This window comes from Cellulomonas flavigena DSM 20109 (genome assembly GCF_000092865.1).
GTDB lineage: Bacteria > Actinomycetota > Actinomycetes > Actinomycetales > Cellulomonadaceae > Cellulomonas > Cellulomonas flavigena.
In genome coordinates this window covers 883,687-910,529 of record NC_014151.1, presented here as the reverse complement: position 1 = coordinate 910,529, position 26,843 = coordinate 883,687, and the positions used below count along the sequence as shown (strand labels likewise).

At 75.8% G+C, this 26,843-nt stretch carries 21 protein-coding genes and 1 pseudogene; 12 read left to right on the top strand and 10 right to left on the bottom strand.

Annotation, left to right across the window (positions count from 1 at the left end):
- Positions 1–59 precede the first annotated feature (59 nt).
- Positions 60–725 carry a 5-formyltetrahydrofolate cyclo-ligase gene (locus CFLA_RS04200; protein ID WP_013116080.1) on the top strand — a complete coding sequence of 222 codons (666 nt, stop codon included), beginning with the start codon at positions 60–62 and terminating at the stop codon, positions 723–725.
- Positions 726–729: 4 nt separating this feature from the next.
- Here CFLA_RS04200 and CFLA_RS04195 read toward each other — a convergent pair whose 3' ends face one another.
- Positions 730–3,300, bottom strand: coding sequence for a penicillin acylase family protein (locus CFLA_RS04195; protein WP_013116079.1), 2,571 nt, complete (start codon positions 3,298–3,300; stop codon positions 730–732).
- Between the two features lie 252 nt (positions 3,301–3,552).
- Between CFLA_RS04195 and CFLA_RS19455 the strand changes: the two genes are divergently transcribed.
- The 3 genes from CFLA_RS19455 (at position 3,553) to mscL (ending at position 5,396) form a co-directional block, all read left to right on the top strand.
- Positions 3,553–3,906: an FmdB family zinc ribbon protein gene (locus CFLA_RS19455; RefSeq protein ID WP_013116078.1), complete on the top strand. Its 354-nt coding sequence runs from the start codon at positions 3,553–3,555 to the stop codon at positions 3,904–3,906.
- Between the two features lie 102 nt (positions 3,907–4,008).
- On the top strand, positions 4,009–4,716 hold the full coding sequence (locus tag CFLA_RS04185; protein WP_013116077.1) for an SAF domain-containing protein: 708 nt from the start codon (positions 4,009–4,011) through the stop codon (positions 4,714–4,716).
- 74 nt (positions 4,717–4,790) lie between these two features.
- Positions 4,791–5,396 (top strand): large conductance mechanosensitive channel protein MscL, encoded by a 606-nt coding sequence (gene mscL / locus CFLA_RS04180; protein ID WP_013116076.1) that lies wholly within the window; start codon positions 4,791–4,793, stop codon positions 5,394–5,396.
- Positions 5,397–5,509: 113 nt separating this feature from the next.
- Here mscL and CFLA_RS04175 read toward each other — a convergent pair whose 3' ends face one another.
- Together CFLA_RS04175 and CFLA_RS04170 are read right to left on the bottom strand one after the other, a co-directional pair.
- The gene (locus CFLA_RS04175; protein ID WP_013116075.1) at positions 5,510–5,788 is read right to left on the bottom strand and encodes a hypothetical protein; all 279 of its coding nucleotides are present in this window, start codon (positions 5,786–5,788) and stop codon (positions 5,510–5,512) included.
- A gap of 53 nt (positions 5,789–5,841) precedes the next feature.
- Positions 5,842–10,362 (bottom strand): hypothetical protein, encoded by a 4,521-nt coding sequence (locus tag CFLA_RS04170; protein WP_013116074.1) that lies wholly within the window; start codon positions 10,360–10,362, stop codon positions 5,842–5,844.
- Positions 10,363–10,732: 370 nt separating this feature from the next.
- Between CFLA_RS04170 and CFLA_RS04165 the strand changes: the two genes are divergently transcribed.
- Positions 10,733–12,025, top strand: coding sequence for an MFS transporter (locus tag CFLA_RS04165; RefSeq protein WP_013116073.1), 1,293 nt, complete (start codon positions 10,733–10,735; stop codon positions 12,023–12,025).
- An 85-nt stretch (positions 12,026–12,110) separates the two neighbouring features.
- On the top strand, positions 12,111–12,344 hold the full coding sequence (locus tag CFLA_RS04160) for a hypothetical protein (RefSeq protein ID WP_013116072.1): 234 nt from the start codon (positions 12,111–12,113) through the stop codon (positions 12,342–12,344).
- A gap of 409 nt (positions 12,345–12,753) precedes the next feature.
- On the opposite strand, the gene CFLA_RS04155 is transcribed toward CFLA_RS04160, so the two are convergent.
- Both CFLA_RS04155 and CFLA_RS04150 read right to left on the bottom strand, forming a co-directional pair.
- The gene (locus CFLA_RS04155) at positions 12,754–14,049 is read right to left on the bottom strand and encodes a helix-turn-helix domain-containing protein (RefSeq protein ID WP_043598781.1); all 1,296 of its coding nucleotides are present in this window, start codon (positions 14,047–14,049) and stop codon (positions 12,754–12,756) included.
- Positions 14,050–14,105: 56 nt separating this feature from the next.
- Positions 14,106–15,134 (bottom strand): CPBP family intramembrane glutamic endopeptidase, encoded by a 1,029-nt coding sequence (locus CFLA_RS04150; protein ID WP_013116069.1) that lies wholly within the window; start codon positions 15,132–15,134, stop codon positions 14,106–14,108.
- Between the two features lie 115 nt (positions 15,135–15,249).
- Here CFLA_RS04150 and CFLA_RS04145 point away from each other — a divergent pair, with 115 nt between their 5' ends.
- The 4 genes from CFLA_RS04145 to CFLA_RS04130 all read left to right on the top strand — a co-directional run bounded on the left by CFLA_RS04145 (position 15,250) and on the right by CFLA_RS04130 (position 18,997).
- Complete coding sequence (locus CFLA_RS04145) at positions 15,250–15,654, top strand: hypothetical protein (protein WP_013116068.1); 405 nt, start codon at positions 15,250–15,252, stop codon at positions 15,652–15,654.
- A gap of 73 nt (positions 15,655–15,727) precedes the next feature.
- Positions 15,728–16,981 (top strand): sensor histidine kinase, encoded by a 1,254-nt coding sequence (locus CFLA_RS04140; protein ID WP_013116067.1) that lies wholly within the window; start codon positions 15,728–15,730, stop codon positions 16,979–16,981.
- A complete protein-coding gene (locus tag CFLA_RS04135) occupies positions 16,978–17,667 on the top strand; it encodes a response regulator (protein WP_013116066.1) in 690 nt (229 codons plus the stop codon). Before CFLA_RS04140 ends, CFLA_RS04135 begins: the two co-directional genes overlap by 4 nt.
- A 73-nt stretch (positions 17,668–17,740) precedes the next feature.
- Positions 17,741–18,997 (top strand): sensor histidine kinase, encoded by a 1,257-nt coding sequence (locus CFLA_RS04130; RefSeq protein WP_013116065.1) that lies wholly within the window; start codon positions 17,741–17,743, stop codon positions 18,995–18,997.
- Positions 18,998–19,094: 97 nt separating this feature from the next.
- Here CFLA_RS04130 and CFLA_RS04125 read toward each other — a convergent pair whose 3' ends face one another.
- Positions 19,095–20,747: a GH39 family glycosyl hydrolase gene (locus CFLA_RS04125; RefSeq protein ID WP_013116064.1), complete on the bottom strand. Its 1,653-nt coding sequence runs from the start codon at positions 20,745–20,747 to the stop codon at positions 19,095–19,097.
- A 160-nt stretch (positions 20,748–20,907) separates the two neighbouring features.
- Here CFLA_RS04125 and CFLA_RS04120 point away from each other — a divergent pair, with 160 nt between their 5' ends.
- A complete protein-coding gene (locus CFLA_RS04120) occupies positions 20,908–21,954 on the top strand; it encodes a LacI family DNA-binding transcriptional regulator (RefSeq protein WP_013116063.1) in 1,047 nt (348 codons plus the stop codon).
- Between the two features lie 87 nt (positions 21,955–22,041).
- On the top strand, positions 22,042–23,121 hold the full coding sequence (locus CFLA_RS04115; RefSeq protein WP_013116062.1) for a YihY/virulence factor BrkB family protein: 1,080 nt from the start codon (positions 22,042–22,044) through the stop codon (positions 23,119–23,121).
- Between the two features lie 88 nt (positions 23,122–23,209).
- Here the strand turns inward: CFLA_RS04115 and CFLA_RS04110 are convergent, their stop codons facing one another.
- From CFLA_RS04110 to CFLA_RS04105, 4 genes and pseudogenes are all read right to left on the bottom strand, one after another.
- Positions 23,210–24,337: a DNA polymerase domain-containing protein gene (locus CFLA_RS04110; RefSeq protein WP_342626046.1), complete on the bottom strand. Its 1,128-nt coding sequence runs from the start codon at positions 24,335–24,337 to the stop codon at positions 23,210–23,212.
- A pseudogene (locus CFLA_RS21175) lies at positions 24,329–24,781 on the bottom strand (DNA polymerase ligase N-terminal domain-containing protein); the annotation flags it as partial. The gene CFLA_RS04110 and the pseudogene CFLA_RS21175, both read right to left, overlap by 9 nt.
- A gap of 49 nt (positions 24,782–24,830) precedes the next feature.
- Positions 24,831–24,959: a hypothetical protein gene (locus CFLA_RS21080; protein ID WP_013116060.1), complete on the bottom strand. Its 129-nt coding sequence runs from the start codon at positions 24,957–24,959 to the stop codon at positions 24,831–24,833.
- A gap of 137 nt (positions 24,960–25,096) precedes the next feature.
- Positions 25,097–26,770: a CocE/NonD family hydrolase gene (locus tag CFLA_RS04105; protein ID WP_013116059.1), complete on the bottom strand. Its 1,674-nt coding sequence runs from the start codon at positions 26,768–26,770 to the stop codon at positions 25,097–25,099.
- Positions 26,771–26,843: the final 73 nt, after the last annotated feature.

Below are 26,843 nucleotides of genomic sequence, written 5' to 3'. Positions count from 1 at the left end.
CACGACGCCCGTGCCGGCGTCACCCCCGAGGTGGGCGTCACGTTTGCCACACTGGTGCCATGAGCGCCGCCGCCCAGCCCCCCTGGCACGCCCATGAGGAGACGGCGGCCCAGCGGTCGCGGCCCCGCGACGCCGCGGAGGAGAAGGACCGGCTGCGCCGCCAGGTGCGGGCACGACGTGCGCACCGCTCGGCACGGCGGCGGGCGGAGGTCGCGGACCGCCTCGCCGAGGTGGTCCTCACGATCCCGGCGGTCGCCGACGCCCGCTGCGTCAGCGTCTACGCGTCGCGGCCCGGCGAGCCCGGCACCGGGCCGCTGATCGAGGAGCTCGCCGCGCGTGGCGTCCGCCTCCTGCTGCCGGTGCTGGGCACGGGGCTGCAGCGGGACTGGGCCGAGTACGCGGGCGCCGACGACCTGCGCGAGCGGGCACCGGGGCGCCCGCCGGAGCCGAGCGGCGACCCGCTGGGCGCGGAGGCGGTCGGCCACGCGGACGTCGTCCTCGTGCCGGCGCTCGCCGTCGACGCCACGGGCGGGCGCCTCGGGCAGGGCGGCGGGTGGTACGACCGGGTGCTGACGCACGTGCGCCCGGGCGTCCCGGTGATCGCGCTGGTGCACGAGGACGAGGTCCTGGAGCAGGTCCCGCGCGAGGGGCACGACGTGACGGTGACGGCCGTCGCGACGCCCGACGGCTGGCACCCCGTCGCGGCGGTCGCGCCGGAGGCGTGAGGTCTCAGTCCTCCGGCGGTACCAGCGTCTGGCGGTCGACGGCGTCGGCACGCACGGCGGCCCAGGAGTACGGCCACGGGAACTGGCGGCCCTCGGCCCACGCCTCGAACTGGTCGGCGTAGTGCCGGCTGGCGGGGTGCGCGGACGTCCCGGTGAGGTTCACCCACGTCGAGGAGTCGAGGTCGCCCAGGTCCACGACCATGCGCATCGAGGGCGCGCTCGTCACGCCGTACGACCCGCTCGACGCGTCCCAGCTGGTGGCGTTCACCACCGACGAACCCCCGCCGACACGCTGCGGGGTGGGGTTGACCCAGCGGTGCAGCAGCGCCGGCACGCCGTCACCGCCCAGGACCGGGTGCTCGGGGGCGGCCGTGTGCAGCAGGCCCCACTCCCAGTCGGCCGTGCGGCTGCTGATCTGGGCGGTGAGCTCGCGGCGCGCCGAGACCAGGGCGCGGGCGAGCACGTCGTCACGGCCCTCGACGACGCCCGGGGTGGAGCGGTCGTCCCACCAGCCCGACGTCGGGTCGTCGAGCATGCCGCGCACGACCTCGAGCCACCGGGAGTCACCGCTCGGCGCGTGCCCCTCGGGCAGGTCGTCCGCGAACGTCAGCTCCAGCAGCTGCGCCCACACGGCCGAGAAGTACATGGCGGCCGCGGAGTCGGCGTCCATCACGAGGTCCCAGTCGCGCAGGAGGTCCTGGCCGGCGCGGTCGAACGCGTCGTCGACCCGGACCTGCAGCAGGGCCGGCACGAGCGCGTCCGCGTACGCGCTGCGCTCGTCGGTCTGCAGCTCGGCCATCGCGTCGACGTCGAGCACCTCGCCCTCCGCGATCCGTTCCGTCAGCAGGTCGCGGATGCGCTGGCTGCGGTACCCGTAGTCGGTGTCCTCCGCGAGGAAGGGCCCGACGCCCAGGGGCGTGACCGCCTGGTTCGCCGCGACGACGAAGCCCTCCGCGGGGTCGAGAGCGCGCGGCATCGACGCCGGGTCCACCCAGCCCTGCCAGTCGTAGCGGGAGTCCCACCCGGGGCGCGGCCACGTACCGTCCGACGGCACCGGCCCGGCGACCGCTCCGCGCAGCGGGACCCGCCCGGGCGCCTGGTAGCCGATGTGCCCGTCGGTCGTGGCGAACACGATGTTCTGCGCCGGGACGTCGAGGATCGCGGCGGCGGCCGAGACGTCGTCCGCGTCGGCCGCTGTCATCATGGCGAAGACCGCGTCGGCCGTGCGGCCCGGGGTGAGGGCCGTCCACGCCAGGGCCACCTCGAACCGCAGGCCCGGTGCGTCGTCGGGGACGGGCGCGCGCTGGACGTCGGGCAGGTCGAGGACGTCGGAGACGATCGGCCCGTGCCGCGTGGTGCGGACCTCGAGCTCGACGTCGTCACCCCCGGCCACCTCGATGGTCTCGGTGCGCACGTCGAGCCGCTCGCGGCCGCCGTCGACGACGACCTCGCCGTCCTCGACGCGCTCGAGGAAGAAGTCCGTCACGTCGGCGCCCATGTTGGTCAGGCCCCACGCGAGCGAGCCGTTGTGGCCGATGACGACGCCCGGCAGACCGGCGAGCGCGAACCCGGTGACGTCGAACGGGCACGCGTCGTCCACGTCGGCGCACCGCAGGCCCACCTGGGACCAGATGCCGGGGGCGGAGATGCCCAGGTGCGGGTCGTTCGCGAGGATCGGCCTGCCGGAGGCGGTGTGCTCACCGGCCACGACCCAGGAGTTGGAGCCGACGCCGTCGCCCTCGCCGACGAGGTGGGGCACGGCGGCGAGCGCACGGTCGGCTGCCGCGAGGGCCGCCTGCAGGTCGGTGTCGTCGAGGTCCAGCTCGACGCCCGCGGCGGCAGGGAGCGCGTCGGCGCCCGGGTCGGCCGCGGTCACGATCGGCAGGTTGCGGTCCTGCGGGTACGGCGGGAAGAGCTCCTCGACGCGCGCCACGTCCTGCACGAAGCGGAAGGTCTGCGCACGTGAGAGCTCGCGGTCGTAGTTGGCGCGCAGGTCCCACGCCATCGCCTTGAGCCAGGCCAGCGAGTCGACCGGGTCCCACCGCTCGATCTCCTGCTGCGGCACGCGCAGACCCAGGACGGTGTACTCCATCGCGATCTCGCCGGGGTCCCGGCCCTCGAGGTACGCGTTGACGCCGTCGGCGTACGCCTGCAGGTGGGCGCGGGTGTCCGGGGTGAGCAGCGGCCACTCCTGCTCGGCGACGCGCCGCCAGCCGAGCGTGCGGATCACCTGGTCCGCCTCGAGCGCGGCCTCGTCGGCCCCGACGAGCTCCGCGAGCCGCCCCGACGCGACGTGCCGGCGGTAGTCCATCTCGAAGAAGCGGTCCTGCGCGGAGACGTAGCCCTGGGCGAGGAACAGGTCGCGCGCGGACTCCGCGACGATCGTGGGGACGCCGCGCGCGTCGCGCAGCACCTCGACGTCGGCGTCGAGGCCGATCAGCGTCTGCGTGCCCTGCACGTCGGGCAGCGGACGACGCACCACGAGGGCGCTCACGACCGAGGTGCCCAGCAGCGCGAGCACGACGACGACGGCGAGGACGACGAGCGCGGTGCGCAGGCGGTGGCGACGGGGCACGGGTCGCAAGGCTACCCGCGAGGACGCTTGACGGTCGCGGTAGAGTTGGCACTCGGAACCTGAGAGTGCCAACGACAGCCACCGGCGAGGTCCGCCGGCGCACCGCACGGCCCGCCGGTGGACGCCGGCGAGGGACGACGGTGGCGCGACCGCGGCGGCGGGGCCGACGCCCCCGCCCACGGCGTCCGACGCACTCCGGGAGAAGAGCGAGCACGGCCGCCGGGCGCCCGGCGACGACGATCAGGAGCCACCTTGCCCACCTACGCCTACCGCTGCACGGCCTGCGAGCACGCCTTCGAGGTGCAGCAGTCGTTCACCGACGACGCCCTGACGGTCTGCCCCGCGTGCGAGGGCCGCCTGCGCAAGGTCTTCTCGGCCGTGGGCGTCGTGTTCAAGGGCTCGGGCTTCTACCGCAACGACGCGCGGTCGGGCAGCACCGGCTCGTCGTCCGCGTCCACGTCCTCGACGACCGCCTCGAGCCCGTCGTCCGCCGGCACATCGAGCACGTCGGCGTCGACCACCTCCTCGGCCGGCTCCTCGGGCTCGACGTCCGGCTCGTCCGGCTCCGGCGCGGCCCCCGCGGCACCGGCGGCGGCCTCCGCCTGAGGGCGCGGCGCCGAGCCGACCACAGCCCCGGGGCGGACACCCGCGTCCACACCCTCGCCCGCCGCGACGCGGCGCAGCGCCGCGCAGCCCTAGCGTCGCGGCATGATCGTCCTGACGTCGGCGAGCCCACCTCCCCCGGTCGCTCGTGCCCCGCTGCCACCGCCGCTGCCGGCCGCGCGCGGCACGGTGCGCGCCCAGGTGCGCGCAGCCGTCTGGCACGGCCGGTTCGTGCTCGCCGCGGCCTGCCTGGGCCTGGCCGCCGCGTGCGCGGTCCGGGCGCTGAGTCCGCCGCCTCCCGCGACGACACCCGTGGTCGTCCTCGCGCACGACGTCCCCGCGGGCACCGCCCTGACGGCGCACGACCTCGTGCTCGTCGACGTGCCGGTGGGCACCGCCCCCGGCGGCGCCTTCCGGGCACCCGACGACGCGCTGGGGCAGGTCCCCGCCGTCGACCTGCCCGCACGGCTGCCGCTGACGCCCTCGGTGCTCGCCGACGCGCAACTCGCGGGGCCGGACGGCACCGTGGTGGTCGCCGTGCGGCTCGACGACCCCGCCGTCGCCGCCCTGCTCGCACCGGGCCTGCACCTCGATCTCGTCGCGGCCCGCCTCGAGGGCGGGCCCGGTGAGACGGTCGCCCGACGGGCGCTCGTCCGCTCCGCACCCGGCGTCGCACCGGAGGGCGGCGGGCTGCTCGGCGCACCGGCGGTGGACGTCGCCGCCCCCGTCCTCGTCGCGGTCACGCCGCAGGAGGCGGTCCGCATCGCCGAGGCATCCGTTTCGTCACGTCTGGTGGCGGTCGTCGTGCGATGATCACACCTGGCACCACGGTGTGCGTCGGCAGCCGCGCCGGGCGCAGCCGGTCGACGAACGTCCAGGAGGGCCGAATGTCGGAGAACAGGCGTGAAGGGCTGCGGGGTGCGGGCGACCGTCTCAAGTCCGTCGGCGGTAGCTCGCAGGTCAAGGGCGTCGCGAAGGTCTTCCAAGGGTTCAAGGACTTCATCTCCCGCGGCAACGCGATCGAGCTGGCGGTCGGTGTCGTCGTCGGTGCCGCGTTCACGTCGGTCGTGTCGGCGCTGCAGGACGCGTTCATCAACCCGCTGATCGGCTGGATCTTCGGCAAGCCGAACCTCGACAACCTGTGGAACATCGGGCCGTACACGTGGAACGAGGAGATCGCCGCCGAGGCCACGCCGATCCAGGTCGGCGTGATCCTCAGCGCCCTCCTGCAGTTCCTCATCACCGCCGCGGCGATCTACTTCCTCATCGTGCTGCCGCTGAACGCGCTCGCCGCGCGCCGCAAGCAGGGGGTCGAGGAGGAGCCCGCGGCCCCGGCGGAGGACATCCTGCTGCTGCAGGAGATCCGCGACCTGCTCTCGCAGCGCCTCACACCGGCGATCGTCAACGACACCACCCCCTCGCCCGGCAGCCCCGGCACGCCGCCCGCGGCCCCGCCGACGCCGACGCCGCCGAGCATCCCGCCCGGCTCCTGAGGCCCGGGACGACGGCCGGCCTCCGCCCGAGCCCACGTGGGCCGGGCCGGGCGGGGGCGTGCCGCGTCGGGCGAGGACGGGTGCGCCCGGCGACCTGACGCACCACCGGTGCGTCACCAGTGCGGTGGCTTCTCCCGCCGCAGCCGGTCGTCGTTCGACGACGGCTCCTCCCGGCCCCACCCGTGGTCGGAGTCGTCCGCCGAGCGGGTGCGCCGCCACAGGTCGTCGGCGACCGCACCGGACGTGGGCGCCGTGGCGCCACCTCCCGGCGCCGCTCCGGGGGCCGAAGCAGCACCGGCCGCGGGGAGCACCGACCGCAGCACCGACTCGTCGGTGCCGACCGTGCCGGGCGGACGCACGGCCCGGCGGGGACGACGTTCCGCGCTGCTCATGCGTCCGATCCTCGCACTCTCCCGCGCCCAGGTGCCCGGACGACCGGTGCTCGTCAGCTGAAGGCGCGGGTGACCGCCGCCCGGACCGCGGAGTCCACGCGGTGGCTGCGCCGCGTCACACCCAGCTCGGCGCGCAGGGCGTCGGCGAGCTGATCACGCGAGTGCGGCGCCCCGTCCGACCGCAGCCAGCGGACCAGGTCGTCCAGCTGGTCGTCGCTGTAGGCGTTGATCGGCAGCCCGGGCCGCACGTCGGGACGCGGCAGCGTGCGCAACGGGAGCGCGAGCTGCTCGCCCGTCGTGGGTGCGCCCATGAAGGCCTCTGTCTGCGGCGCCTCGGACGGGGCCTCACCGGGGGTCCCGGCGCGGGGCGTGCCCTCCGGGGGCGTCGCACGGATGCCCGCGGCGACCACGGGCATCACGCCGGTCGGCGTGCGCACCACCGGGGTCGCCCCCGTCGCGGGCACCACCGGCACAGCACCGGTCGCGGGCCGCACCACCGGGAGGGCCCCGGTGGTCGCCTGCACGTACGGCCGCACCGGGCGGCTCTCGACCTCGTCGTGCTGCGCCTCGGCGGCACGCTGCCCGGCGGGCGTCTCCGCGGCGCGGACGTCCGCGGTCCCACCGGCAGGCCGCCCGGCGTCAGCCTGCACGCCCTCACCGGCGCCCACCGCCCCGCGGACCGCCGCGAGCCCGGTCGTCGCGGGTCGGTCCGGCACGCGCTCGGCCAGCGCCGTGTGGACCGCGCGCCGGATGCGGTCGACCTCCGCCTGGGGGTCGAGGAACGCGGCGGCCGACCACACGCGCACGACCGACCAGCCGAGGCGCGCGAGCCGGTCACCGACGAGCCGGTCGCGCACGCGCACGCTCGGCTCGCCGACGTAGGTGTCGTCATCCGTGAGGACGGCCACCAGCATCTCGTCGGGCAGGTCGGGGTGGCCCACCACGAGCGGGATCCGCGCGCCGCCCGGCACACCGTGGTCGACGTCGACGAGCAGGCCGTGCTGCCACAGCCGCTCCGCCAGGTCGAGCACGAGGCGGTCGGGGTCGGACCCGCCGGTCGGACGCTCGGCGACCTCGTGCCCGGATCCCTGCGCGCCGCGCTCGGCGGCGAACCGCAGGACGTCCGCGAGCAGCCGGGGACCGGGACCGCGCAGCCGGTCGGGGTCGAGGTCGTCACCGCCGAAGCACGTGACGACGGTCAGCCGGTGCCGCGTCGAGCCGAGCGCGTCGAGCAGCATCGCCTCGCCACCGGGGCGGCTGACGGGCCCGAACGTGTGCAGCACGCGGCGGTGCGGTGTGCGGCCCAGCCCGAGGGACAGGAGGACGGCGTCCCGCCGCAGCCCGCCGACGTTCGCGACGTCGACGACGACGAACGGCTCGGGCCGCGCGGCGTCGAAGAACACCGCGAGGGCGGGGTTGTCGCGCACCTCGGCCAGGACGGTGTCGCGCACGGCGTCGGCGTGCCGGGGCGTGAGCGTCACGACGGCGAGCGACTCCCCCGGGTGCTGCAGGACGTGCTCGACGACGAGCTCGAGGACGCGCTCGACCTCGGCGGGCGTCGAGTCGACCATGCTGGTCGCCGGGTCGGGCAGGCCGGTGCCGTCGACCGTCTCGAGCGTGACCAGCGGCCGCGAGTCGGGCAGCGGGGTGGGAACCAGCACACCCTCGTACCCGTGCTCGACGAGGAACCGCGTGAGGTACGGGTCGCGGCGGGACGCGTCGGCGTGCAGCGCCACGGACGGCAGCACGGCGGCGAGCTCGCTGACGGCGGTGCCGGACGCGCACCGCGCGTCCCCGACGACGACGACCTGGCGCCCGCGCGCGATGGCCGGCAGCGCGGCCTCGACGGGCAGGTGCGCGGCCGCGTCGACGACGACGAGGTCGACGGTCCGCGTCGCGGGCAGCACCTGCGACACGAGCATCGGGCCGGCGACGAGCACGGGGCGCAGCCGCCGGGCCAGGTCCGGGTACCGCGTGACGGTGTCGCGCAGGGACGTCATGCGGTCCTCGACCAGCTCGGCGAACAGGCCCTCGGCCTGGTCGCGGTGCGTGCGCACGGCGGCGGCGATGCGGCCGAGCGCGGCCGCGAGCACGGGGGCGGTGCGGCTGACCACGTGCCGGCGGTCGAGCGTCGCGTACCGCGCGGACAGGTCGCCGAGCGCCGCGCCGTCGTACCCGGCCAGGGCGGGGTCGGCGGCGAGGACGTGCTCGAAGACGGTGCTCCACCACGCGAGGTCGAGCTCCGCCGGTGCCTGCGCGGCGTCGACCCGACGCCTGGCGAGGTCGTCGACGAGGTCGCCGAGGCCCGCCGCGCGCAGCCCGTGCAGCAGGGTCGTGCGCTCGGGCAGCGTCTCGAGCGCGGCGGCGCCGGAGCGCAGGCGCGCGAGACGCTCGCGCAGCTCGTCGAACGGCGTGGCGGACAGGCGCCCGCCCTGCGGGGTCGTCGCGAGGACCTGCGCGACGCCGTCGAGGTCCGCCTTCACGGCCGAGTACTCGTCCTCGATGACCTCGAGGCTCTCGGGCAGGCGCGGCCAGCCGCCGGCGGGGCAGTGGGCCTGCCACACCTCACGCCGCTCCTGCACCTCGATGAGCGCGCCGTGCAGGTCGGCCACGGGCCGCCCGGGGCGGAGCATGTCCTTGGCCTGCTTGCGCAGCCGCCGTCGCACCCAGAAGCCCATGGGGATGCCGTGCTCCTCGCGCCACTGCTTCGTGGCGGTCGCGGCGACGAGGTCGGCGGCGGTGCGCTCGAAGACGAGGGGCTGGAACACGTCGAGCGACTCGCGGACGCCGTCGAGCATGTGCAGCTGCTCGGCCCACTGGTCGAGCGTGGTGGCGTGCGTCAGGCCCGTCTCGCCGGCGACCTGCCGGACCCGCTCCACGAGCAGCGGCAGCGTGACGTCGAGCAGCCGGTCCAGCTGCCGTCGCACGACCTGCGCGTCGGCGGCCGTGCGCAGGTCCGCGCCGTACCAGGGGGTGTCCTGCGGGCGCAGCGAGAACGCGCCGAGCTCGCCGACGCGGACGAGGTCCTTCGCGAGCCGCGATCGGCGCTCGGGGTCGAGGGCGTGCGCGACCTGCGGACCGAGGCGGACGGTGGTGGCGGGTGCGGGGCGGGTCGCGGTGAGGCGCGCGAGCTCCTGCAGCGCGTCGTACGCGGACGCCCCCCACGGCTCGCGGGGCTCGTGCAGCGCGTCGACGTAGCCCCGCAGGCGTTCGCGGTGCTCGACGAGCGGCACCCGCACGGCCTGCACGGCGTCGGTGTCGACGACCGGGGGCTCGAGCGTCATCGCGCCGAGCAGGCGCCGCGCGGCAGCGGTGCGCCACCCGGCGTGCGGCTCGACGTCGAGCACGATCTCCCCCAGGCCGAGGCCGCGCAGCCGGTCGACGAGGGCGACGGCGGCGCGCCGGTGCCCGGGGACGTACAGGACGGTGCGCCCCTCGGCTGCCGCGTCGGCGACGATCGCGGCGAGCGTGCCGGTGACGTCGGACCCCGTGGGGGCGTCCACGAAGACGTCGGCGCCCGTGGCGACGACGTCGAGCACGTGCTGCTGGGCGGGGTCGAGGTCGCCGACGCCGCGCTCGACGGACGGGTCGCGGTCACCCGTGACGGGCTCGGGCAGCGGCACCTGCAGCGCGGTGCGCGCGTCCTCGATCCCGGCGAGCGCCCGGACGACGTCGTGGTGGTCGAGCACCCCGGAGAGCTGGTCGAGGTCGTCGACGATGACCTGGCCCGGGTGCACGAACGTGCCGACGACGACGCGCTCGACGAGCGAGAAGTCCTCGAGCACGGCCTCCCCGAGCGACGCGAGCCGCTTGAGGGCACCGCGCGGGTCGAAGCCCGCGGCGGTGAACGTGCCGCGCGCGACGGCGGCGGGGTCGAGCAGGGCGCCGTGCCCGCGCAGGGCGCGCGCGAGCACGGGGTTGACCTCGATGGACGGCTCGAGCTCGAGGTCGAAGTCACCCTCGCCGGTGCCGCGCGGGCGCAGGCCCACGGGACGCAGCAGCACGGGGGCACGCACGGTGCGCACGGGGTCGTCGTCGACGGCGCCGGGGCGGGCGGGCGCGGGGTGGCGCGTCACGTGGGCGAGGGCGCCGACGTCGTCGGACGCCAGGTCCGCGCTCGACCGGTCCGTCCAGGTCGCGACGCCGATCGCGAGCGACGTCGACGCGATGCCGTAGCGCTGCGTGTACCCCGCGGCGCGGGCGGCGACGGCGCGGGCACGACGCCGGGCGCTGGACAGCGCACCGGGCTCGCGCACGAGGTTCGACAGCCGCGTCGGCCGTCCGGCGAAGAGCTGGGCCATGCCGGACGGGTGGGCGGCCGAGAGGTCGAGCGCGGCGTCGCCGAGCTGGTCGACGTCGGCGAGGGTGGAGACGCCGGCGGCCTCGACGAGGGCGGCGTGCCACGTGGCGACGGCGCCCTCGAGGAGCTCGGCGGGCGACGGCGGCTCGACGAGCGCCACGGGCGGGGCGTCTGCCGCGTCGGTCCGCTCGGTCGTGGCGTCGTCACCCTCGGCGGGCGGCGTGGTGCCGGCCGGTTCGGACCCCGTGGTGGGGGTGCGCGCAGGAGCGGTCATCTTGGCACGGTAACCGCGCGGAGGGCTGATCGCGGGGCGGCCACGCCGTGAGCCCGGCGGGTTGCGCCCGGACGGGTGGGGAATCGCGCACGGGCCGTGGAACGACCGACGGGACGGGCCGCTGGGGCCCGTCCCGTCGGATCGGAGGCTACGACGGTGCGCACCGCGGAGGGGGCAGGCGATACGCACCGTCGGGTTCAACTATGCGCCATGGCGGAGTGTTGGTCAACTGTCCAGCCACCTCGCAGAAGGTGAAAGTTCACGGAACCTTCCGCCGTGGCCAGGTGCGGCCCCGAGGGCGACGACGACGGCGTCCGGAGCGTCCCGGTACGCCGCCTACGCTGGGCGAGGACGAGGGACGGAGCACACGATGGGCGGGGCTCGCGGGGCGACCGCGGTGTGGTCGGTCGCCGCCCTCGCCTACCTCGTGGCCGTCGTGCACCGCACGGCGCTCGGTGTCGCGGGGGCCGACGCGATCGACCGCTTCGCGCTGGGCGCGACGGGCCTGGCGACGTTCTCGGTGATGCAGCTCGTCGTCTACGCCGGCCTGCAGATCCCCGCGGGGCGCCTGCTCGACCGGTTCGGCGTGCGCGCGCTCGTCGCGGCCGGGTCGGCCGTCATGGCCGCCGGGCAGGGGCTGCTGGCGGTGGCCGACGACGTGCCGACCGCCCTGGTCGCCCGCGCGCTCATCGGTGGCGGCGACGCCGCGATCTTCATCAGCGCGTGCCGGCTCATCGCCCAGCACTTCCCCGCACGGCGCGTGCCGGTGATGGTGCAGGTCACCGGGCTGGTCGGGCAGGCCGGCCAGATCGTCTCGGCCGCGGTCGTGCTGCCGCTCCTGCACGCGCGCGGGTGGGGTGCCACGTTCGGTGCGCTCGCCGCGGTCGGCGCCGCCGTCGCCGTCGCCGCGGCGGTCGGGCTCGGGGCACCGCCCGTGTCCTCGACGCCGGCCGCGGCACGCGAGCGCTTCGTCCCCGCGGTGCGCGCCGCGGCGCTGCCCGCCGGCATCCGGCTCGGGTTCTGGGCGCACTTCACGGCCCCGTTCTCCGCCAACGTCGTCGCGATGCTCTGGGGCACGCCGTTCCTGCTGTCGGCGCAGGGCCGCACGCTGCAGGAGGTGAGCGTCGTGCTCACCGGGATGACGCTCGCCGGGATGACGAGCGGCCCCCTCGTGGGCCAGTGGACGGCACGCCACCCCCTGCGTCGGTCGTGGGTCGTGCTGGGCTCCGCCGCGGCGACGCTGGCGGCGTGGGTGTGGCTGCTCGCACCCTCGACGCCACGGCCGTTCTCCCAGCTCGTCGTCGTCGCGGTCGTCCTCGGCGCGGGCGCCCCGGTGTCGCTCGTCGGCATCGACTACGCGCGCACCTTCTCGCCGATCGAGCGCCTCGGCACGGCCACGGGGTTCGTCAACATGGGCGGCTTCACGTCGACGGTCGTCGGGGTCCTGCTCGTCGGCGTCGTGCTCGAGCTCGTGTCACCGCCCGGGACCACCACGTACTCGCTCGACGCCTACCGGGCCGCGTTCGCGGCCCTGCTCCTGCCGTGGGCCCTGGGCGTCGCCGGCGTGCTGCACAGCCGTCGCCGCACGCGCGCGGCGCTCACCGAGGCGGGCACCCCGGTGCCGCCCCTGCGCGAGGCGGTGCGCCGCCGGCGCGCGGCGTGACCCGCCCCGGGGTCGCGCCGCCCACCCGGTGCGCTGCCCCTTTCGGGCGACGACGCCCCGCGTGCCCGCGGGATAGGTTCGCCCGATGGAGCAGCTCGACCCTGCCCTCGCCGGTGTCCGCGCCTACCTCGGGCACCTCGAGGGGTGCGAGGTGGCCGTCCGCACGCTCTCCGGCGCCGAGTACGTGGGCCCGCTGTCGTGCCTGCTCTCCGGCAACGTGGTGTTCGTCGGCCCGTCCGGTGCGGCGCCCTGCATCCGCGTCGACGCGATCGAGTCCGTGCTCCTCCTGCGCGGCGAGCCGGGTCGCGCGACGCGCTGACGCGCCCGTCACGCGCCGGACCGGGCCTCCCGCGGTGGCCCGGTCCGGCGGCGTGAGCGGCCGGGGCATCGTGAGACCGCTCTCCTCAGACCGCCTTGCAGCAGGGGAACGCGACGACCGTCGTCTCGGCGGACGCGGCGGACGCACCGGCGAAGCCGGCCAGGGCGACGAGGAGGGCGACGGCGGCGGCGGTGAGCTTGTTCATGGTGGGACCCCTTCGGGACGAGGCGCCCGGACGATCCGGGCACCTCGGCATGGTCCCCAGGCCGGTGTCGTGACCGCAATGACTCCGCCGAAACCGGGGTAGACGCTCCCAGGAAAGAGGTCACCCGGGCGTGTCGCGCACCGGCTGCGGGCACACCGGAGCGCGGGTCCCCCGTCGGTGGGACCCGCGCGAGCGCGCCGCAGGTCAGCGGCGGGTCGTCCCCACCCCGGCCGCGTCGAGCGCGCGGCGGTACGCCGCCGCGACGCGCGCACGGTCGTCACCGGCCAGACGCAGCCGGTCACCCAGACGGCGCCACGCGAGCGCCGCGGGACGACCCGCAGGGGTGACGTCGAGACGGTCCTCGACCTGCCGGTAGGCCTTGATCGCGGCGGCGCGCTCGCCCGCGGCGAGCAGCGCGTCGCCGAGCGCCTCGTGCGCCGCGGCGGCGTCGCGCCGCTCACCCGCGGCGAGCATCTCGGCGGCCCGGGCGGCGTGGACCAGCGCGTCGCGGTTCTGCCCCAGGACCAGGAGCGCGCGCGAGCGGATCGTGGCCGCGCGGGCCAGCTCGACCTGCGACTCGCTGACCTCGAGCGCGGTGCTCGCGGCGTCGAGCTCGGCCAGCGCCTCGCGGGGGCGGGCCGGGGTCACCGCGAGCAGCAGGTGCGCGAGGTCCAGGCGCAGACGCGGGACGTCGCGCTCGGCCTCCTCGCCGCCGGCGATCGAGAGTGCCGCACGCAGGTGCGCGAGCGCGTCGTCCGCGTCGCCGAGCGCGTCGTCGACGAATGCGAGGTTCCAGTGGACCGACCACACCGCGCGCGCCGAGCCGTGCACGAGCGCGCGCGCGAGCAGGTCGTCCCCGCGGACGCGCGCGTACGTCACGTCGCCACGCGCGACGTAGGCCCAGACGAGCGTCGACTCGAGACGGAACAGCTCGTCCGTGCCCGCCGCTCCCGCACCCAGCGCCGCGACGTGGTCCTCGCCGGCGCGGACGGCGCCGTGCAGGTCGCCGGCCTCGGTCAGCGCCATCACCAGGCGGGTCGCCGCGTACGCCGCCCGGCGCGGGCGGTGCCCCGCCGTCAGGCGCCGCGTGGCGTCGGCGAGCACCTCGACCGACGCCTCGAGGTCCCCCGCGAGGTCGAGCGCCTCGGCGTACGCCAGCAGGACGCGCGCGCACTGGTCGACGTCGAGCGACCCGAGCCGGACGGCCGCGAGCTCGGTGACCGCCTCGGCCGCGCGGCCGGCGCGCACGAGCTGCCGCGCACGCACGACCGCCGCCTCGGACGCCTGGTACTCGGGCGAGCGCTCGCCCTGCTCGAGGTAGGTGGTGGTGACGCCCAGGGCGCGCGCGAGCCTCTCGAGAGCCCCGTCACCCGGGCCGCGGACGCCGCGCTCCAGGTGCGACACGTAGCTGGGGTGCATCATCGCCGCGCGGGCGAGATCGGCCTGCGACAGCCCGGACCGCTCACGGGCGTCACGGATGCGTTCACTGACGGGGTGCACGCACTCACGATAGGGACCGACCCCGCCGCACGGAAGAGGGGTCACCTGTACTCCTGTCACGACGGTGGTGACGGCGTGCCCCACGCGTCGTGCGGTGCGGCGTCGCGCACGTCCCGCCAGGCCGGTGCCGGCCCGCCCGCGGCCCAGGTGACGGGCACCGGCGCGGGCGCGTGGACGACCCGGACGCGGGCGGGACGCGTGCGCCTGACCTGCAGCTCGACGAGGCCGACGTAGACCAGCGTGCTCAGCGTCGAGATGGCGAGGGCGTCCGGCGCGATGTCGACGAGCTCCAGGTCGGCGAGGTCCACGGAGCCGAGGGTGAAGACGAGGGTGTTGTTGACCACGTGCGCCGCGGACGCTGCCTCCAGACCACCCGTCCGCCACACCAACCAGCCCATCGCGAGGGCCCACACGGCGATGTCGACCATCGCCAGCCCGACGTAGGCATGCCCGACGACGAACAGCGGGACCGGCAGGACGACCGCGAACGCCGGGTGCCGCAGCCACGTGCCGACCGCCTGGACGAGGTACCCCCGGAACAGCACCTCCTCGGCGACGCACTGCGCCGGCACGAGCAGCACGACGAGCACGAGCAGCGGGACCGTGCGCTCGTCGACGCGCGGCTCCCAGGGCGTGCCCGCGGCCTCGGCGACCACGAGGTCGAGACCCTGCACGACCAGGGCGACAGCGGCCGCGAGGCCGAGGCACCGTCCGGCCCAGCCCCAGCGGACGCGCCCGGCGACGGACGCCAGCAGGCCGACGGGCCGCGCACCGAGCAGGCGGGTCGCCACCACGACGGCGGGCAGCATCAGCACGATCGTCAGCATCGCCAGCGCGAACGACGTCGGGTCGCGCATGTCGAGCAGGTCGAGGCCGGCCAGCGTCTCGAGCGCCCCCGGCCCGGCGACGAGCGCGACGACGCCCGCGACCGCGGCGGCCGCGGCGAGCGCCGCCAGGTACAGACCGCCGGCGACGAGGCCGACGAGCAGCGGGCGCCACCACCCGGGCCGGGTGCGGGCCAGGCGGTGGTAGGCGTAGGTGCCGGCCACCTGGGTGGGGTCGACGACGACGTACGTGCTGCTCACGGTGACCATCCTCCCCGCCGGCGCACGCACGCCGCATCGCTCCCGCGACGGAGCCGCACGGGCGGGGTGCCGCAATTCCCTGGGCGTGCCCGGCCCCGGCTCCTACCCTCGGCGGATGCCCGAGCACACAGCACCCCACCCGTCCTGGGTCGAGCACCGCCGCAGCGGCGACCGCGAGCTGCTGGGCTGGGTGCGCCCCGAGGGCGACGACTTCGTCGCTGTCGACAGGCTCGGGCGTGACGTCTCCGGTCCCGTCGGGTGGGTCGAGGCCGAGGAGGTGCTCGACGAGCGCGGCCTGCTCTGGCTCGCGGGCCTGTGGCAGCTCACGCGCCCGGGCGGCTCGGTCGTGCGGGTCCGGCTCATGGAGGTCAGCCCGCGGCGCGTCGTCGTGAAGGTCGACGACCACAACGCCGTCGGCGGGGGGCCACCGCCGACGTACGAGCTGCCCTTCCCGGCACCCGCGACGCTCGCGCCGTTCGAGGGCGACCCGCACGTGGTCCTGACGGGCGAGGGCGTCTGACCTCCGCGGCTCGCAGGACCTGTCGTCCGCGCGACCGATCCGCGGTGGCGGTCGCCCGCTCTAGCATCGCGACGTGACCCCCACCGAACCCACCGCGCCGCGCAGCCGCGCGCGGCGGGTGTGGTCGCACGCGTGGCGGCTGCTGCTCGCGCTGGCGTTCGGCGGTCTGATGAGCGTCGGGACGTACCGCGCGCCCGGTGCGCTGCAGGCCGAGATCACGCTGCAGCCGACGGCCGGCACGTGGTTCTGGGCGGACGTCGCCTGCCTCCTGGTCTGCGCGCCGTTGTACGTGCTGCGGCACCGCGCACCGCTGCTCGTCACGGGCGTGGTCGTCGCGCTCGGCTCGTTCTCGTTCCTGTCCGCCGGGCTCGTCGTCCTGGCGGTCGTGTCGATCGCGACGCGCCGGCGGTGGGTCGAGATCGGCGCGGTCTACGCGCTGTGGCTCGCGTCGTCGCTGGTGGGTGAGCGCGCACTGAGCCAGTGGGTGATCCAGCCCGAGGTGCTGGGCCCGTCGGACGCGGTGATGGTGGTCAGCCAGGCCGGGACCGCGGCGCTGCTCGTCGTGACGGGGATGTTCATCGGGGGTCGTCGCGCGCTGATCGCCTCGCTGCGCGAGCAGGCCGCCACCGCCCGGCGGGAGGCCGACGCCCGCGGCCAGACCGCCCGCGCCGCCGAACGCAACCGCATCGCCCGCGAGATGCACGACGTCCTGGCCCACCGCCTGTCCCTGGTCGCCCTGCACTCCGGCGCCCTGGAGTACCGCGCCGGCCTGGACCCCGACCAGGTCCGCGAGACCGCCGCCGTCGTGCGCGCGAACGCCCACGACGCCCTCGGCGAGCTGCGCGAGGTCCTGGGCCTGCTGCGCGAGAGCACACCCGGCGGCGAGGAGCACTCACGCCCCCAACCCACCTTCGCCCAGGTCGACGACCTCCTCGAGGGCACCCGCGCCGCCGGCACCCCCGTCACCCTCGTCCTGGACCACGTCGAGCACGACGACCTGACCCACCTGCCGGTCACCACCAGCCGCCACCTCTACCGGCTCGTCCAGGAGACCCTCACCAACGCCCGCAAGCACGCCCCCGGGCAACCGGTCACCGTCCGCCTGCACGGCACCCCCGGCGAACGCCTCACCCTGACCGTCACCAACCCCGTCCCGGCCACCGCCCCCACCACCCCCCTGCCCTCCTCCGGCTGGGGACTGACCGGCCTGGCCGAACGCGTCCGCCTCACCGGCGGCCACCTCGACGCTCACCTCACCCCCGACGGCACCTTCACCGTCGACGCCTGGCTCCCCTGGGCCACGACCACCACGGAGGCACCCGCGTGACCACGACGACCGGGCAGATGCAGGCCGAGCGCACCACGGTGCGCGTCGTGCTGGTCGACGACGAGACGCTCGTGCGCGTCGGGCTGCGGCTCATCCTGGGGGCGGACCCGGCGATCGAGGTGGTCGGCGAGGCCGCCGACGGCGTCGAGGCGCTCGACGTCATCGCGGCGACGTCGCCCGACGTCGTGCTCATGGACATCCGGATGCCGCGCCTGGACGGGCTGGGGGCGACCGAGCGGCTCCTGGCGGCGCAGCCCGACGCGCGCGTCGTCATCCTCACGACCTTCGACACGGACGAGATGGTGCTCGGTGCGCTGCGGCTGGGTGCCGCGGGATTCCTGCTGAAGGACACCCCGCCGGCGGAGATCGTGCGGCACGTGCTGGACGCGGGCGCCGGCCGCACGACGCTCTCGCCGTCGGTGACGGACCGCCTCGTCGCGTCGGTCACCCAGCGTCCGCGTGACGAGCGACGCACGGCTGCCCGCCGCCGGCTGGACGAGCTCACGGAACGCGAGCGGGACGTCGCGCGTGCCATCGGCCGCGGGCTGTCGAACGCCGAGATCGCCTCCGAGCTGTTCATCACCGTCGCCACGGTGAAGACCCACATCAGCCGCATCCTCGAGCAGATGCCGGCGGACAACCGCACGCACATCGCGATCTGCGTGCACGAGGCCGGGGACGTGTGACCCGGCGACGTCCGTCCGGGGTCGTCCGCGGGACCGATCCAGGGCGCGGGCGCCGGTCCCTAGCATCGACGGCGTGACCACCACCCTCGTGCCGGAGCGCAGCCGGGGCCGACGTGCGTGGGACCTCACCTGGCGGCTCCTCGTCGCCGGGCTGGTCGGGCTGGGCGCCGTCGTCGCGGTGTGGGGGACCGCCGCCGAGGCGGACCCGCAGTTCGAGGCGCGCACGAGCGCGATGGTGTGGTTCTTCACCGTCGAGGTGCTGAGCCTGTTCGTCGCGACGCCCCTGTACGTGCTGCGTGGCCGCGCGCCGCTGCTGATGACGGGTGTCATCGTGGTGGTGTCGTCGTTCTCGCAGGTGACGCTGGGCCTGGCGATGCTCGCGGTCGTGTCGATGGCGACGCGCCGGCGGTGGGTCGAGATCCTGCCGGTCGGTCTGCTGTGGGTCGGCGGCGGCCTGATCGGCGACCGCCTCTTCGACCGGTACGTCGCCCCGCCGCCCGAGGTCTCGACGACGACCGACCTCGTCGCGACGATGCTCGGGCCCGTCGTGCTGTACGCCCTGCTGGCCGTGACGGGGATGTTCATCGGGGGTCGTCGCGCGCTGATCGCCTCGCTGCGCGAGCAGGCCGCCACCGCCCGGCGGGAGGCCGACGCCCGCGGCCAGACCGCCCGCGCCGCCGAACGCAACCGCATCGCCCGCGAGATGCACGACGTCCTGGCCCACCGCCTGTCCCTGGTCGCCCTGCACTCCGGCGCCCTGGAGTACCGCGCCGGCCTGGACCCCGACCAGGTCCGCGAGACCGCCGCCGTCGTGCGCGCGAACGCCCACGACGCCCTCGGCGAGCTGCGCGAGGTCCTGGGCCTGCTGCGCGAGAGCACACCCGGCGGCGAGGAGCACTCACGCCCCCAACCCACCTTCGCCCAGGTCGACGACCTCCTCGAGGGCACCCGCGCCGCCGGCACCCCCGTCACCCTCGTCCTGGACCACGTCGAGCACGACGACCTGACCCACCTGCCGGTCACCACCAGCCGCCACCTCTACCGGCTCGTCCAGGAGACCCTCACCAACGCCCGCAAGCACGCCCCCGGGCAACCGGTCACCGTCCGCCTGCACGGCACCCCCGGCGAACGCCTCACCCTGACCGTCACCAACCCCGTCCCGGCCACCGCCCCCACCACCCCCCTGCCCTCCTCCGGCTGGGGACTGACCGGCCTGGCCGAACGCGTCCGCCTCACCGGCGGCCACCTCGACGCTCACCTCACCCCCGACGGCACCTTCACCGTCGACGCCTGGCTCCCCTGGGCGGCGGCGCCGGAGACACCGGCCTGAGACGCCCGACGCGTGGGTGGTGGGAGATGCGGCCACGCCCGCCCCACGACGGCGACGACGAGAGCGGGCGGGCGCGGCCGCAGATCGGGGGCGGCGGTCAGTCCTCCGTGGCGGGTGACGTCTGGACGATCCCGACGACCGCCCACGGCGGCAGCACGAGGTCGATCTCGAGGACGCCCTCGTCGGACGCCACGAGGACGTCACGCAGCAGGTCGTCGGCGACGGCGCGCAGCTCGGCCTCCTGCGGGCGCGTGAGGTTGACCGGCTCGCCCATGTGGTGCCACGCCTCGGCGACGTCGCCGTGGTCGAGGTCGAGCTGGACGAGGTCGAACGTGGCGCCGGCGGGCAGCCCGGCGATCGTGTGACGCACCGCCCGGGGGGTGCCGACGTCCCCGTAGGCCCGCGCGCGCTCGTACGAGTGCTGCTGCTCGACGGACGCGCCGCCCATCTCGTCGGGGTAGTGGAACAGCACGCCGGCGACGCGCCCGGTGGTGCGGTCGCGCGTCAGCACGCCGTGCGGCAGCTCGGCGAGGACCTCGTCGCCGAGCTGCGCGAGCATCGCGAACGCGTGGAACGTCGGCTTGTGCAGTCCCTGCTCGTTGACGAGCCCGAAGCCGCCGTGGAACGGGCCGAGTCCTGCACCCCCCTCCTCGAAGACGTCGGTGAACGTCCAGTAGGAGATGGAGTCGGCGAGGTGGGCGCAGCGCAGGTAGGCACGCGTGATCCACGTGGCGGCGAACAGCGTGTCGTGGGTGCGGTCGCGGCTCGACGGCGACGAGGACCACTCGGTGAGGTGGACCTCGGCGTCGGGGTAGGGGCTCGCGGCGATGATCCGCCGCAGCAGCGTGAGGTCGTCGTAGGTGGCGTCGACGTAGCGGGTGATGGCCCGTGCGGAGCCGTCGGACGCCGCCGCATAGTCCGTGGGGTACAGGTGCGCGGACAGGAAGTCGACCGGCAGGTCGCGCTCGGCGCACCAGGCAATGAACTCCTCGATCCACACCGGGCGCCAGTCGAGCGCGTCGACGTCCTCGGCCTCCGCGGTCGCCACCGACGCCTCCCGGTCGGGGACCTCGCCGGCGTACCGCGCGTCGGGGACGAACACGCTGGTCGACGGGCCGCCGACGAGCAGGCCGGCGTCGACCGCCTTGATCGCGCGCACCGTGGCCTCGTAGAGCTCGAAGTACTGCGTGCGCGTGCCCGTCCAGAACAGCGGGTACAGGTTCGGCTCGTTCCACACCTCGAAGCGCCACTGCCGGACCTCGTCGAGGCCGTAGCGCTCGATCCAGTGCTCGACGGTCGCGGTGACGAGGTCGGCCCAGCGGCCCATGTCGTTGGGCGGGCTGCAGTGGGCCTTCCACCAGAACAGCGTCTCGGTCTGCGTCGCCAGGTCGCGCGGCATGAAGCCGAGCTCGACGAACGGGCGCGCGCCGGTCGACAGGATGAAGTCGAACACCTTGTCGACGTACGAGAACGTGTGGACCGGTGTCGCCAGCGGGGTCGGCGGCGCGAAGCCGCCACCGCCACCGTCGTTGCCGCGGTACACGAACATGTCGTCGTGGAACAGGCCGTGGAACCGCACGTAGCGCGCGCCGAGCACGTCGACGGCCTCGCGGAAGTGCTGCTGCCAGTCGGCGCGCAGCGCCTCGTTGGCGCGGCCCGCTCCGACGCACTCGTTCCACACGTGCCGCAGCGTGCGACCGTCGGCGGGCGCGCCGTCGACCGTGGGGGCGGGGTGGGGCGCGGCCGGCATGACGTCTCCTCGTCGAGAGTCGCAACAGTTTCGCAACATGATGCTGCGGCGGTCACTGTACGAAGGCATCCGACGTGGGGTCAAGCAGCGGTCCTGGACGACCGGGGCGCACGGCCGCTAGCCTCGATGCGAAACTGTTTCGACATCCGCGAGGAGCCCGGTGACCGGACGTGCGACGCCCCGCCGCGTCACGCTCGACGACGTCGCGCGTCGGGCCGGCGTCTCCAAGGCCACCGTGTCCAAGGCGCTCAACGGCCGCAGCGACGTCGCCTCCGACACCCGCGAGCGCGTGCTGCGCGCGGTCACCGACCTCGACTACGCACCCACGACCGACCGCGGCCGCGCACCGCGCGCCGACGTGCTCGTCGCGGTGCTCGACGTCCTCGAGTCGCCGTACATGACCCACGTCCTCGGCGGCATCCTCGGCGCCACCACCGCAGCGGGCGTCGACCTCGTCGTGCGCCTCGCCCCCGACCGCGACCAGCGCGGCACGCGCGCCGCCGCACGCGCGTGGGTCGCGCAGCAGCGCGCCGTCGGTGCGGTGGGCGTCGTCGGTCTCACGCTCGCCCGTCCCGACGCGCTGCTGCTCGCGGCGCAGGAGGCCGGGCTGCCCGTCGTCATGGTCGACCCCGTCGACACGCAGGAGGCGCGGGTCGTGAGCATCGGCGCGACCAACTGGGACGGCGGCCGGTCGGCCACCGAGCACCTGCTGGGGCTGGGGCACCGGCGCATCGGGTGGGTCGGGGGGCCGCGCGGCTCGGCCGCCGCGCGTGACCGCCTCCACGGCTACCGCGCGGCCCTCGACGCCGCGGGCCTCGAGGTGGACCCCGCGCTGGTCCGCAGCGACGAGTTCGCGGTCGAGACCGGCACCCAGCACGCGCGCGAGCTCCTGCGCCTGCCCGACCCGCCGACGGCCGTCATCGCGGGCGACGACGAGATCGCCGTCGGGGTGCTGGCCGCCGCGCAGGAGCTCGGCGTGCCCGTGCCGGCTGCGCTCAGCGTGGTCGGGTTCGACGACACCCCGCAGGCGAGCTGGACGAGCCCGCGCCTGACGTCGGTGCACCAGCCGCTCGACGGCATGGGACGCATGGCGGTCGAGACCGTGCTGGCCATGGCCGCGGGCGCCGAGCCGGCGTCGTGGTCCGTGCAGCTCGCGACGACGCTCGTCGTGCGGGAGTCCACGGCTCCCCCACCCACCGCCTCCTGACCCTCTCCCCGAGCCGGTCGCCGTGCGGGACCGGCGCGCGCGCCGCATGCTGGCAACGACCTGCACGCGACCCGACCGGGAGTCCCCATGAGCGCCACGACGCCCGCCGACGACGCCCCCGGCGCCGCCGCCCACAAGCACGCCGCCCCCGCGCCCGACGACCCGCGCAAGCCCGACGCCCCCACCGACCTGCACAAGAGGTCCTGGCTGTACGTGCTGCGGACCACCCTGCGGGAGTTCCTCGGCGACCAGTGCACCGACCTCGCCGCGGCGCTGACGTACTACGCGGTCCTCGCGCTCGCGCCCGCGCTGCTGGCCGTCGTCTCGCTGCTGTCGCTCGTCGACCGGCCCGAGGAGGTCGTCGAGAGCGTCGTGGACCTCGCGGCCGGCGCGGGTGCGGGCGACCAGGTCGACGGGGTCCGCCCCGTGCTCGAGCGCCTCACCGAGGTCCCCGCGGCGGGGTTCGCGCTCGTCGCCGGGCTCGTGGTCGCGCTGTGGTCCGCCTCGGGCTACGTCGCCGCGTTCAGCCGCGGCATGAACCGCATCTACGAGGTCGACGAGGGCCGCCCGATCTGGAAGCTGCGGCCCGTGCTGCTGCTGCTCACGGCCGTGCTCGTCGTCATCGCGGTGCTGGTCGTCGCGCTGCTCGTCCTGTCCGGGCCGGTCGCCGAGAGCGTCGGGGGTGCCGTCGGCCTGAGCTCGGCGGCGGTCACCGTGTGGCAGGTCGCCAAGTGGCCCGTCGTGCTGCTGCTCGTCGTCGTGGCCGTCGCGCTGCTGTACCACGGCACGCCCAACGTGCGGCAGCCGCGGTTCCGGTGGCTGAGCATCGGCGCGGTCGTGGCGATCGTCGTGTGGGTGCTCGCGACCGTCGGGTTCGGCCTGTACGTCGCGAACTTCTCGTCGTACGACGAGACCTACGGCTCGCTCGCGGGCATCGTCGTGCTGCTGCTGTGGCTGTGGCTGACGAACCTCGCGCTGCTGTTCGGCGCCGAGCTCGACGCCGAGCTGGAGCGCGGCCGCGAGCTGCAGGCCGGCATGGAGGCCGAGCGCACGCTGCAGCTGCCCCCGCGGGACACGCGCGCGAGCGAGAAGCGCGCCGCCAAGCTCGAGAAGGACGTCGCGCGCGGCCGTGAGCTGCGCGAGGCGGCGTCCCGCCGGGACTCCTGACCCCGCGAGCGCGGTACTCAGTCGCCGAGCGCGGTACTCGCAGGTACCGCGCTCGGCGATCGTGTGCCGCGCTCGGCGGGAGGGCGCGTCAGGTGAGCGGCGGCAGGTGCTGGTCGGCGGCCAGGACGCCGCGGAACGGGTCACCGCGCTCCGCGAGCCGGTCGAGGACCGTGCGGACGGTGAACGTGTCCGAGCGCAGGTCCGGGTCGTCGAGCTCGTCCCACGTGATCGGCGCGGAGACGGGCGCACCGGCGGCCGCGCGGGGGCTGTACGGCGCGACGAGCGTCTTGTTGACCGCGTTCTGCGTGTAGTCCAGCCGCGCCTGCCCGCCGCGCTCGCGCACCTCCCACCGCCAGCTCACGAGGTCGGGCACGACCTTGCCGACGGTGCGCGACAGGCGCTCGACCCACGCGCGCGTCTCGTCGAACGACGGACCGACGGTGATCGGCACCCACACCTGGATGCCGCGCCTGCCGGTCAGCTTGGGGTACGCCCGCACCCCGACGTGCTCGAACGCGTCGCGGTGCAGACCCGCGAGCAGCACCAGGTCCTCCCAGGCCGTCGCGGGGCCCGGGTCGAGGTCGACCAGCGCGTACGTCGGCAGGTCCGGCGCGCTCGTCCGCGACGTCCACGCGTGCCACTCCAGCGCGCCGAAGTTCGCGGCCCACACCAGCGCCGCCGGCTCGTCGACGACGAGGTACGTGGTGGACTCCCCCGGGTCGACGTCGGGGCGGTCCCAGCGCGGCACCCACGCCGGCGCGTGGTCCGGGAGCTGCTTGTGCCAGAACCCGGCCGTGCCGGCGCCCTGCGGGAAGCGGTGCATGTTGAGCGCGCGGCCCGCGAGGTACGGCAGCGCGACCGGCGCGATCCGGGCGGCGTACCGCAGCAGCTCGCGCTTGGTGACGGGCGGCCCGCCGTCGCGCCCCGCGAACAGCTCCTTGTCGAGGTTGGTGACCTTGAGGCGCCGGCCGAAGACCTCCCACGTGCCCGCGGTGCCGAGCTCGTCGAGGGCTGCGAGCTCGTCGTCGCTCGGGGCGGCGACCTCCGGCACGGGCGGGTGCGTGTCGACCTCCGCCTCGGCCGCCGGGACGCCCGAGCGCCACAGGTGGTCGGGGTGCGCGGCGACCTCGTCGTTGGTGCGGCCCGAGACGACGGACGTGGGGTGGTCCTCGGCGTCCCAGCCCTCGACGGCGTGCTCGTCGCGCTTGTGGAACATCAGCCACTGCTCCGTGCCGCGCCCCTCGCCGTCGCGCCGCACCAGCAGGAACTTCCCCCGCAGCCGCTCGCCGAACAGCTCGGCGTGCAGCTGCCCGCCGCGGATCTCCGCCGCCGGGTCGTCGGTCTTGTAGGGGCGCCACGTGCCGCGGTCCCACACGATGACGTCTCCCCCGCCGTACTGGCCGCGCGGGATCACGCCCTCGAACGCCTCGTACTCCAGCGGGTGGTCCTCGACGTGCACGGCCATGCGCCGCGCGGTCGGGTCGAGCGTCGGTCCCTTGGGCACGGCCCAGCTCACCAGGACCCCGTCGACCTCGAACCGCACGTCGTAGTGCAGCCGCCGCGCGCGGTGCCGCTGCACGACGAACCGGCGCTCGGGCGCGTCCGAGGGTGCGGGCGGCGCACCCTCCGGCTCGGCCGTGCGCGTGAAGTCCCGCATCGACCGGTAGGTGCCGAGCGCGTCGTCGCCGTCCGCGACGTCGTCCCCGGCGTCACGCCCCCGCGGCGTCGGGGTCCTCCTCCGGCTCGAAGGTCGTCGGCTCGTCGCCCGTCGTCCCGCCGACACCGTCGTCGGACAGGTCGTCGGTGCCGGCGCTGCGGCCGTCGTCGCTCTCGCTCACAGGTGCCTCCCGGTCTGCTCGGTCCCGTCAGCGTGGTTCCCGGGCCGCCCGCCCGCAACCGGGGGCCGCTGTGCAGGGGTCGGCACGCTCAGCGTGACGAACCCTGCACCCCGCGCGTGGTGCCCGCCCGGGCCGGATCAGGCCGGCACCACCGGCAGCGACAGGCGGGACGGGTGGGCCGCGTCGTGCAGCACCTGCTGGTGCGCGACGACGACGTCCGCCTCCGCCACAGTCGCCGGGGGCGCGCCCGTGCCGGGGTTGCGGTCGAAGCGCGGGAAGTTCGAGCTCGACACGTCGAGCCGCAGCCGGTGGCCCACAACGAGCTCGTGGCCCACGGCACCGAGCTCGACGACGAGCTCGTGCGGCTCGTCCGGGGTCAGCAGCTCGGGGTGCGCGGGGTCGCGACGGCTGGCGCGCAGCACGCCGTCGACGAGGTTGAGCGCCGTGCCGTCGGGGTGGACGTCGACCAGCTTGGCGGTCCAGTCGGTGTCCGCGGCGGACGTCGCGGCGTGCAGGGTCAGCCGCACGGTGCCGATGATCCGCAGCGGTGCGGTGAGCGGCTCGCCGACGAACCGCAGCACGTCCGCCCGCCCGTCCAGCGGGCGCTGGTCCACCGACCCGCACATGCCCGCACCCTCGCCCTGCGGCAGCAGCGTGTTCCCGCCGAGCGTGGGCACGGGGTCGCGCGGGTCGAAGACGTAGCGGCTCGGCGGCGTGCCGGCAGGTGCGGGCCCGGCGGCGAGCGACCCCGGGTGCAGGTGCAGCTCGACCTCGTCGGCGGGCGGCGGCCACGTCGCGTGCTGCGTCCACACGTTCGCGCCGGTGACGAACACCTGCACCGGGGCGTCCGGCACCGGCACGTCGTCCGACGCGAGGTGCGCGGCGAGGAAGTCGAGGAGCTGCGCGTCGAGGCCGATCGCGTAGCCGGGTGCGGACGCGCCGTGGTCGACGGCCCCGAGCGAGCGCCCGGCGGCGCCGTGGCTCCACGGCCCGACCACGAGCCGCGAGCCCGGGTGCCGCGGCTCGCGTGCGAACTCGCGCAGCGAGAGGTCGCGGAACACGTCGTGCCAGCCGGCGACCACGAACGTGGGGATCGCGGGCCGGTCGGGCAGGGCGTGCTGCTGCCAGTACTCGTCGAGCTGCGGGTGGTCGAGCCAGTCGCGCCACGCGGGGAACAGCTCGTCGAGCACCGGCACGTCCGTCAGGGGCGTCGTCGCGAAGCCCGCCGGCAGGCCGCCCGCGAGCGCGCCCCACTCCTGCTGGAGCCGCGACACGTCCTCGCCGGCCTCCGCGCGCCGCGCGAGCGGCACGCCCGCCATGCCGACCGCCCACCCCATCGCGGACCCGAGGTTGAGCGCACCGCCGGTGTACGTCAGGGCCCACGGGTCGGACGGGACGACGCCCGTCACCATGGCCCGCAGCGCCGGCGGCGCGCCGCCCGCCGCGTAGAGCTGCGTCTGCGCGACGTAGCTGCGCCCGAGGGTCGCGACGCGCCCGTCCGCCCACTCCTGCGCGGCGCACCACGCGATGGTGTCGACGCCGTCGCGCTCGTCGTCGCGCCACGGGTAGAACACCCCGTCCGAGGCGCCGGTCCCCCGCAGGCTCACCATCACCAGCGCGAGGCCGCGCTCGGCGAGGCCCAGCAGGTCGACCTCGAAGCGCGCGTCGGCCAGCGGGTACGGGCTGCGCAGCAGCACGACGGGCACGGGCTCGTCGACCAGCGGCCGCGTCACGACCGCCCGCAGGACGGTGCCGTCCCGCATCGGGACCTCGACGTCGTGGTCGGTCCGGGTGGACGGGCGCGTGCCCATGGGCGGCTCCTTCGTGGCGCGGGGTGCTCATCCTCGCGCCTCGCGGGGACGAGGTGCGACGACGGCACGCCGG

What these genes read in the sequence shown, in the direction of transcription:
- CFLA_RS04200 (WP_013116080.1), top strand. Translation starts at nt 60, where the DNA reads ATGAGCGCCGCCGCCCAGCCCCCCTGGCACGCCCATGAGGAGACGGCG.
- CFLA_RS04105 (WP_013116059.1), bottom strand. Translation starts at nt 26,770, where the DNA reads ATGGGCACGCGCCCGTCCACCCGGACCGACCACGACGTCGAGGTCCCG.
- CFLA_RS04185 (WP_013116077.1), top strand. Translation starts at nt 4,009, where the DNA reads ATGATCGTCCTGACGTCGGCGAGCCCACCTCCCCCGGTCGCTCGTGCC.
- CFLA_RS04175 (WP_013116075.1), bottom strand. Translation starts at nt 5,788, where the DNA reads ATGAGCAGCGCGGAACGTCGTCCCCGCCGGGCCGTGCGTCCGCCCGGC.
- CFLA_RS04145 (WP_013116068.1), top strand. Translation starts at nt 15,250, where the DNA reads ATGCCCGAGCACACAGCACCCCACCCGTCCTGGGTCGAGCACCGCCGC.
- CFLA_RS04160 (WP_013116072.1), top strand. Translation starts at nt 12,111, where the DNA reads ATGGAGCAGCTCGACCCTGCCCTCGCCGGTGTCCGCGCCTACCTCGGG.
- mscL (WP_013116076.1), top strand. Translation starts at nt 4,791, where the DNA reads ATGTCGGAGAACAGGCGTGAAGGGCTGCGGGGTGCGGGCGACCGTCTC.
- CFLA_RS04170 (WP_013116074.1), bottom strand. Translation starts at nt 10,362, where the DNA reads ATGACCGCTCCTGCGCGCACCCCCACCACGGGGTCCGAACCGGCCGGC.
- CFLA_RS04115 (WP_013116062.1), top strand. Translation starts at nt 22,042, where the DNA reads ATGAGCGCCACGACGCCCGCCGACGACGCCCCCGGCGCCGCCGCCCAC.
- CFLA_RS04125 (WP_013116064.1), bottom strand. Translation starts at nt 20,747, where the DNA reads ATGCCGGCCGCGCCCCACCCCGCCCCCACGGTCGACGGCGCGCCCGCC.
- CFLA_RS04165 (WP_013116073.1), top strand. Translation starts at nt 10,733, where the DNA reads ATGGGCGGGGCTCGCGGGGCGACCGCGGTGTGGTCGGTCGCCGCCCTC.
- CFLA_RS04110 (WP_342626046.1), bottom strand. Translation starts at nt 24,337, where the DNA reads ATGTTCCACAAGCGCGACGAGCACGCCGTCGAGGGCTGGGACGCCGAG.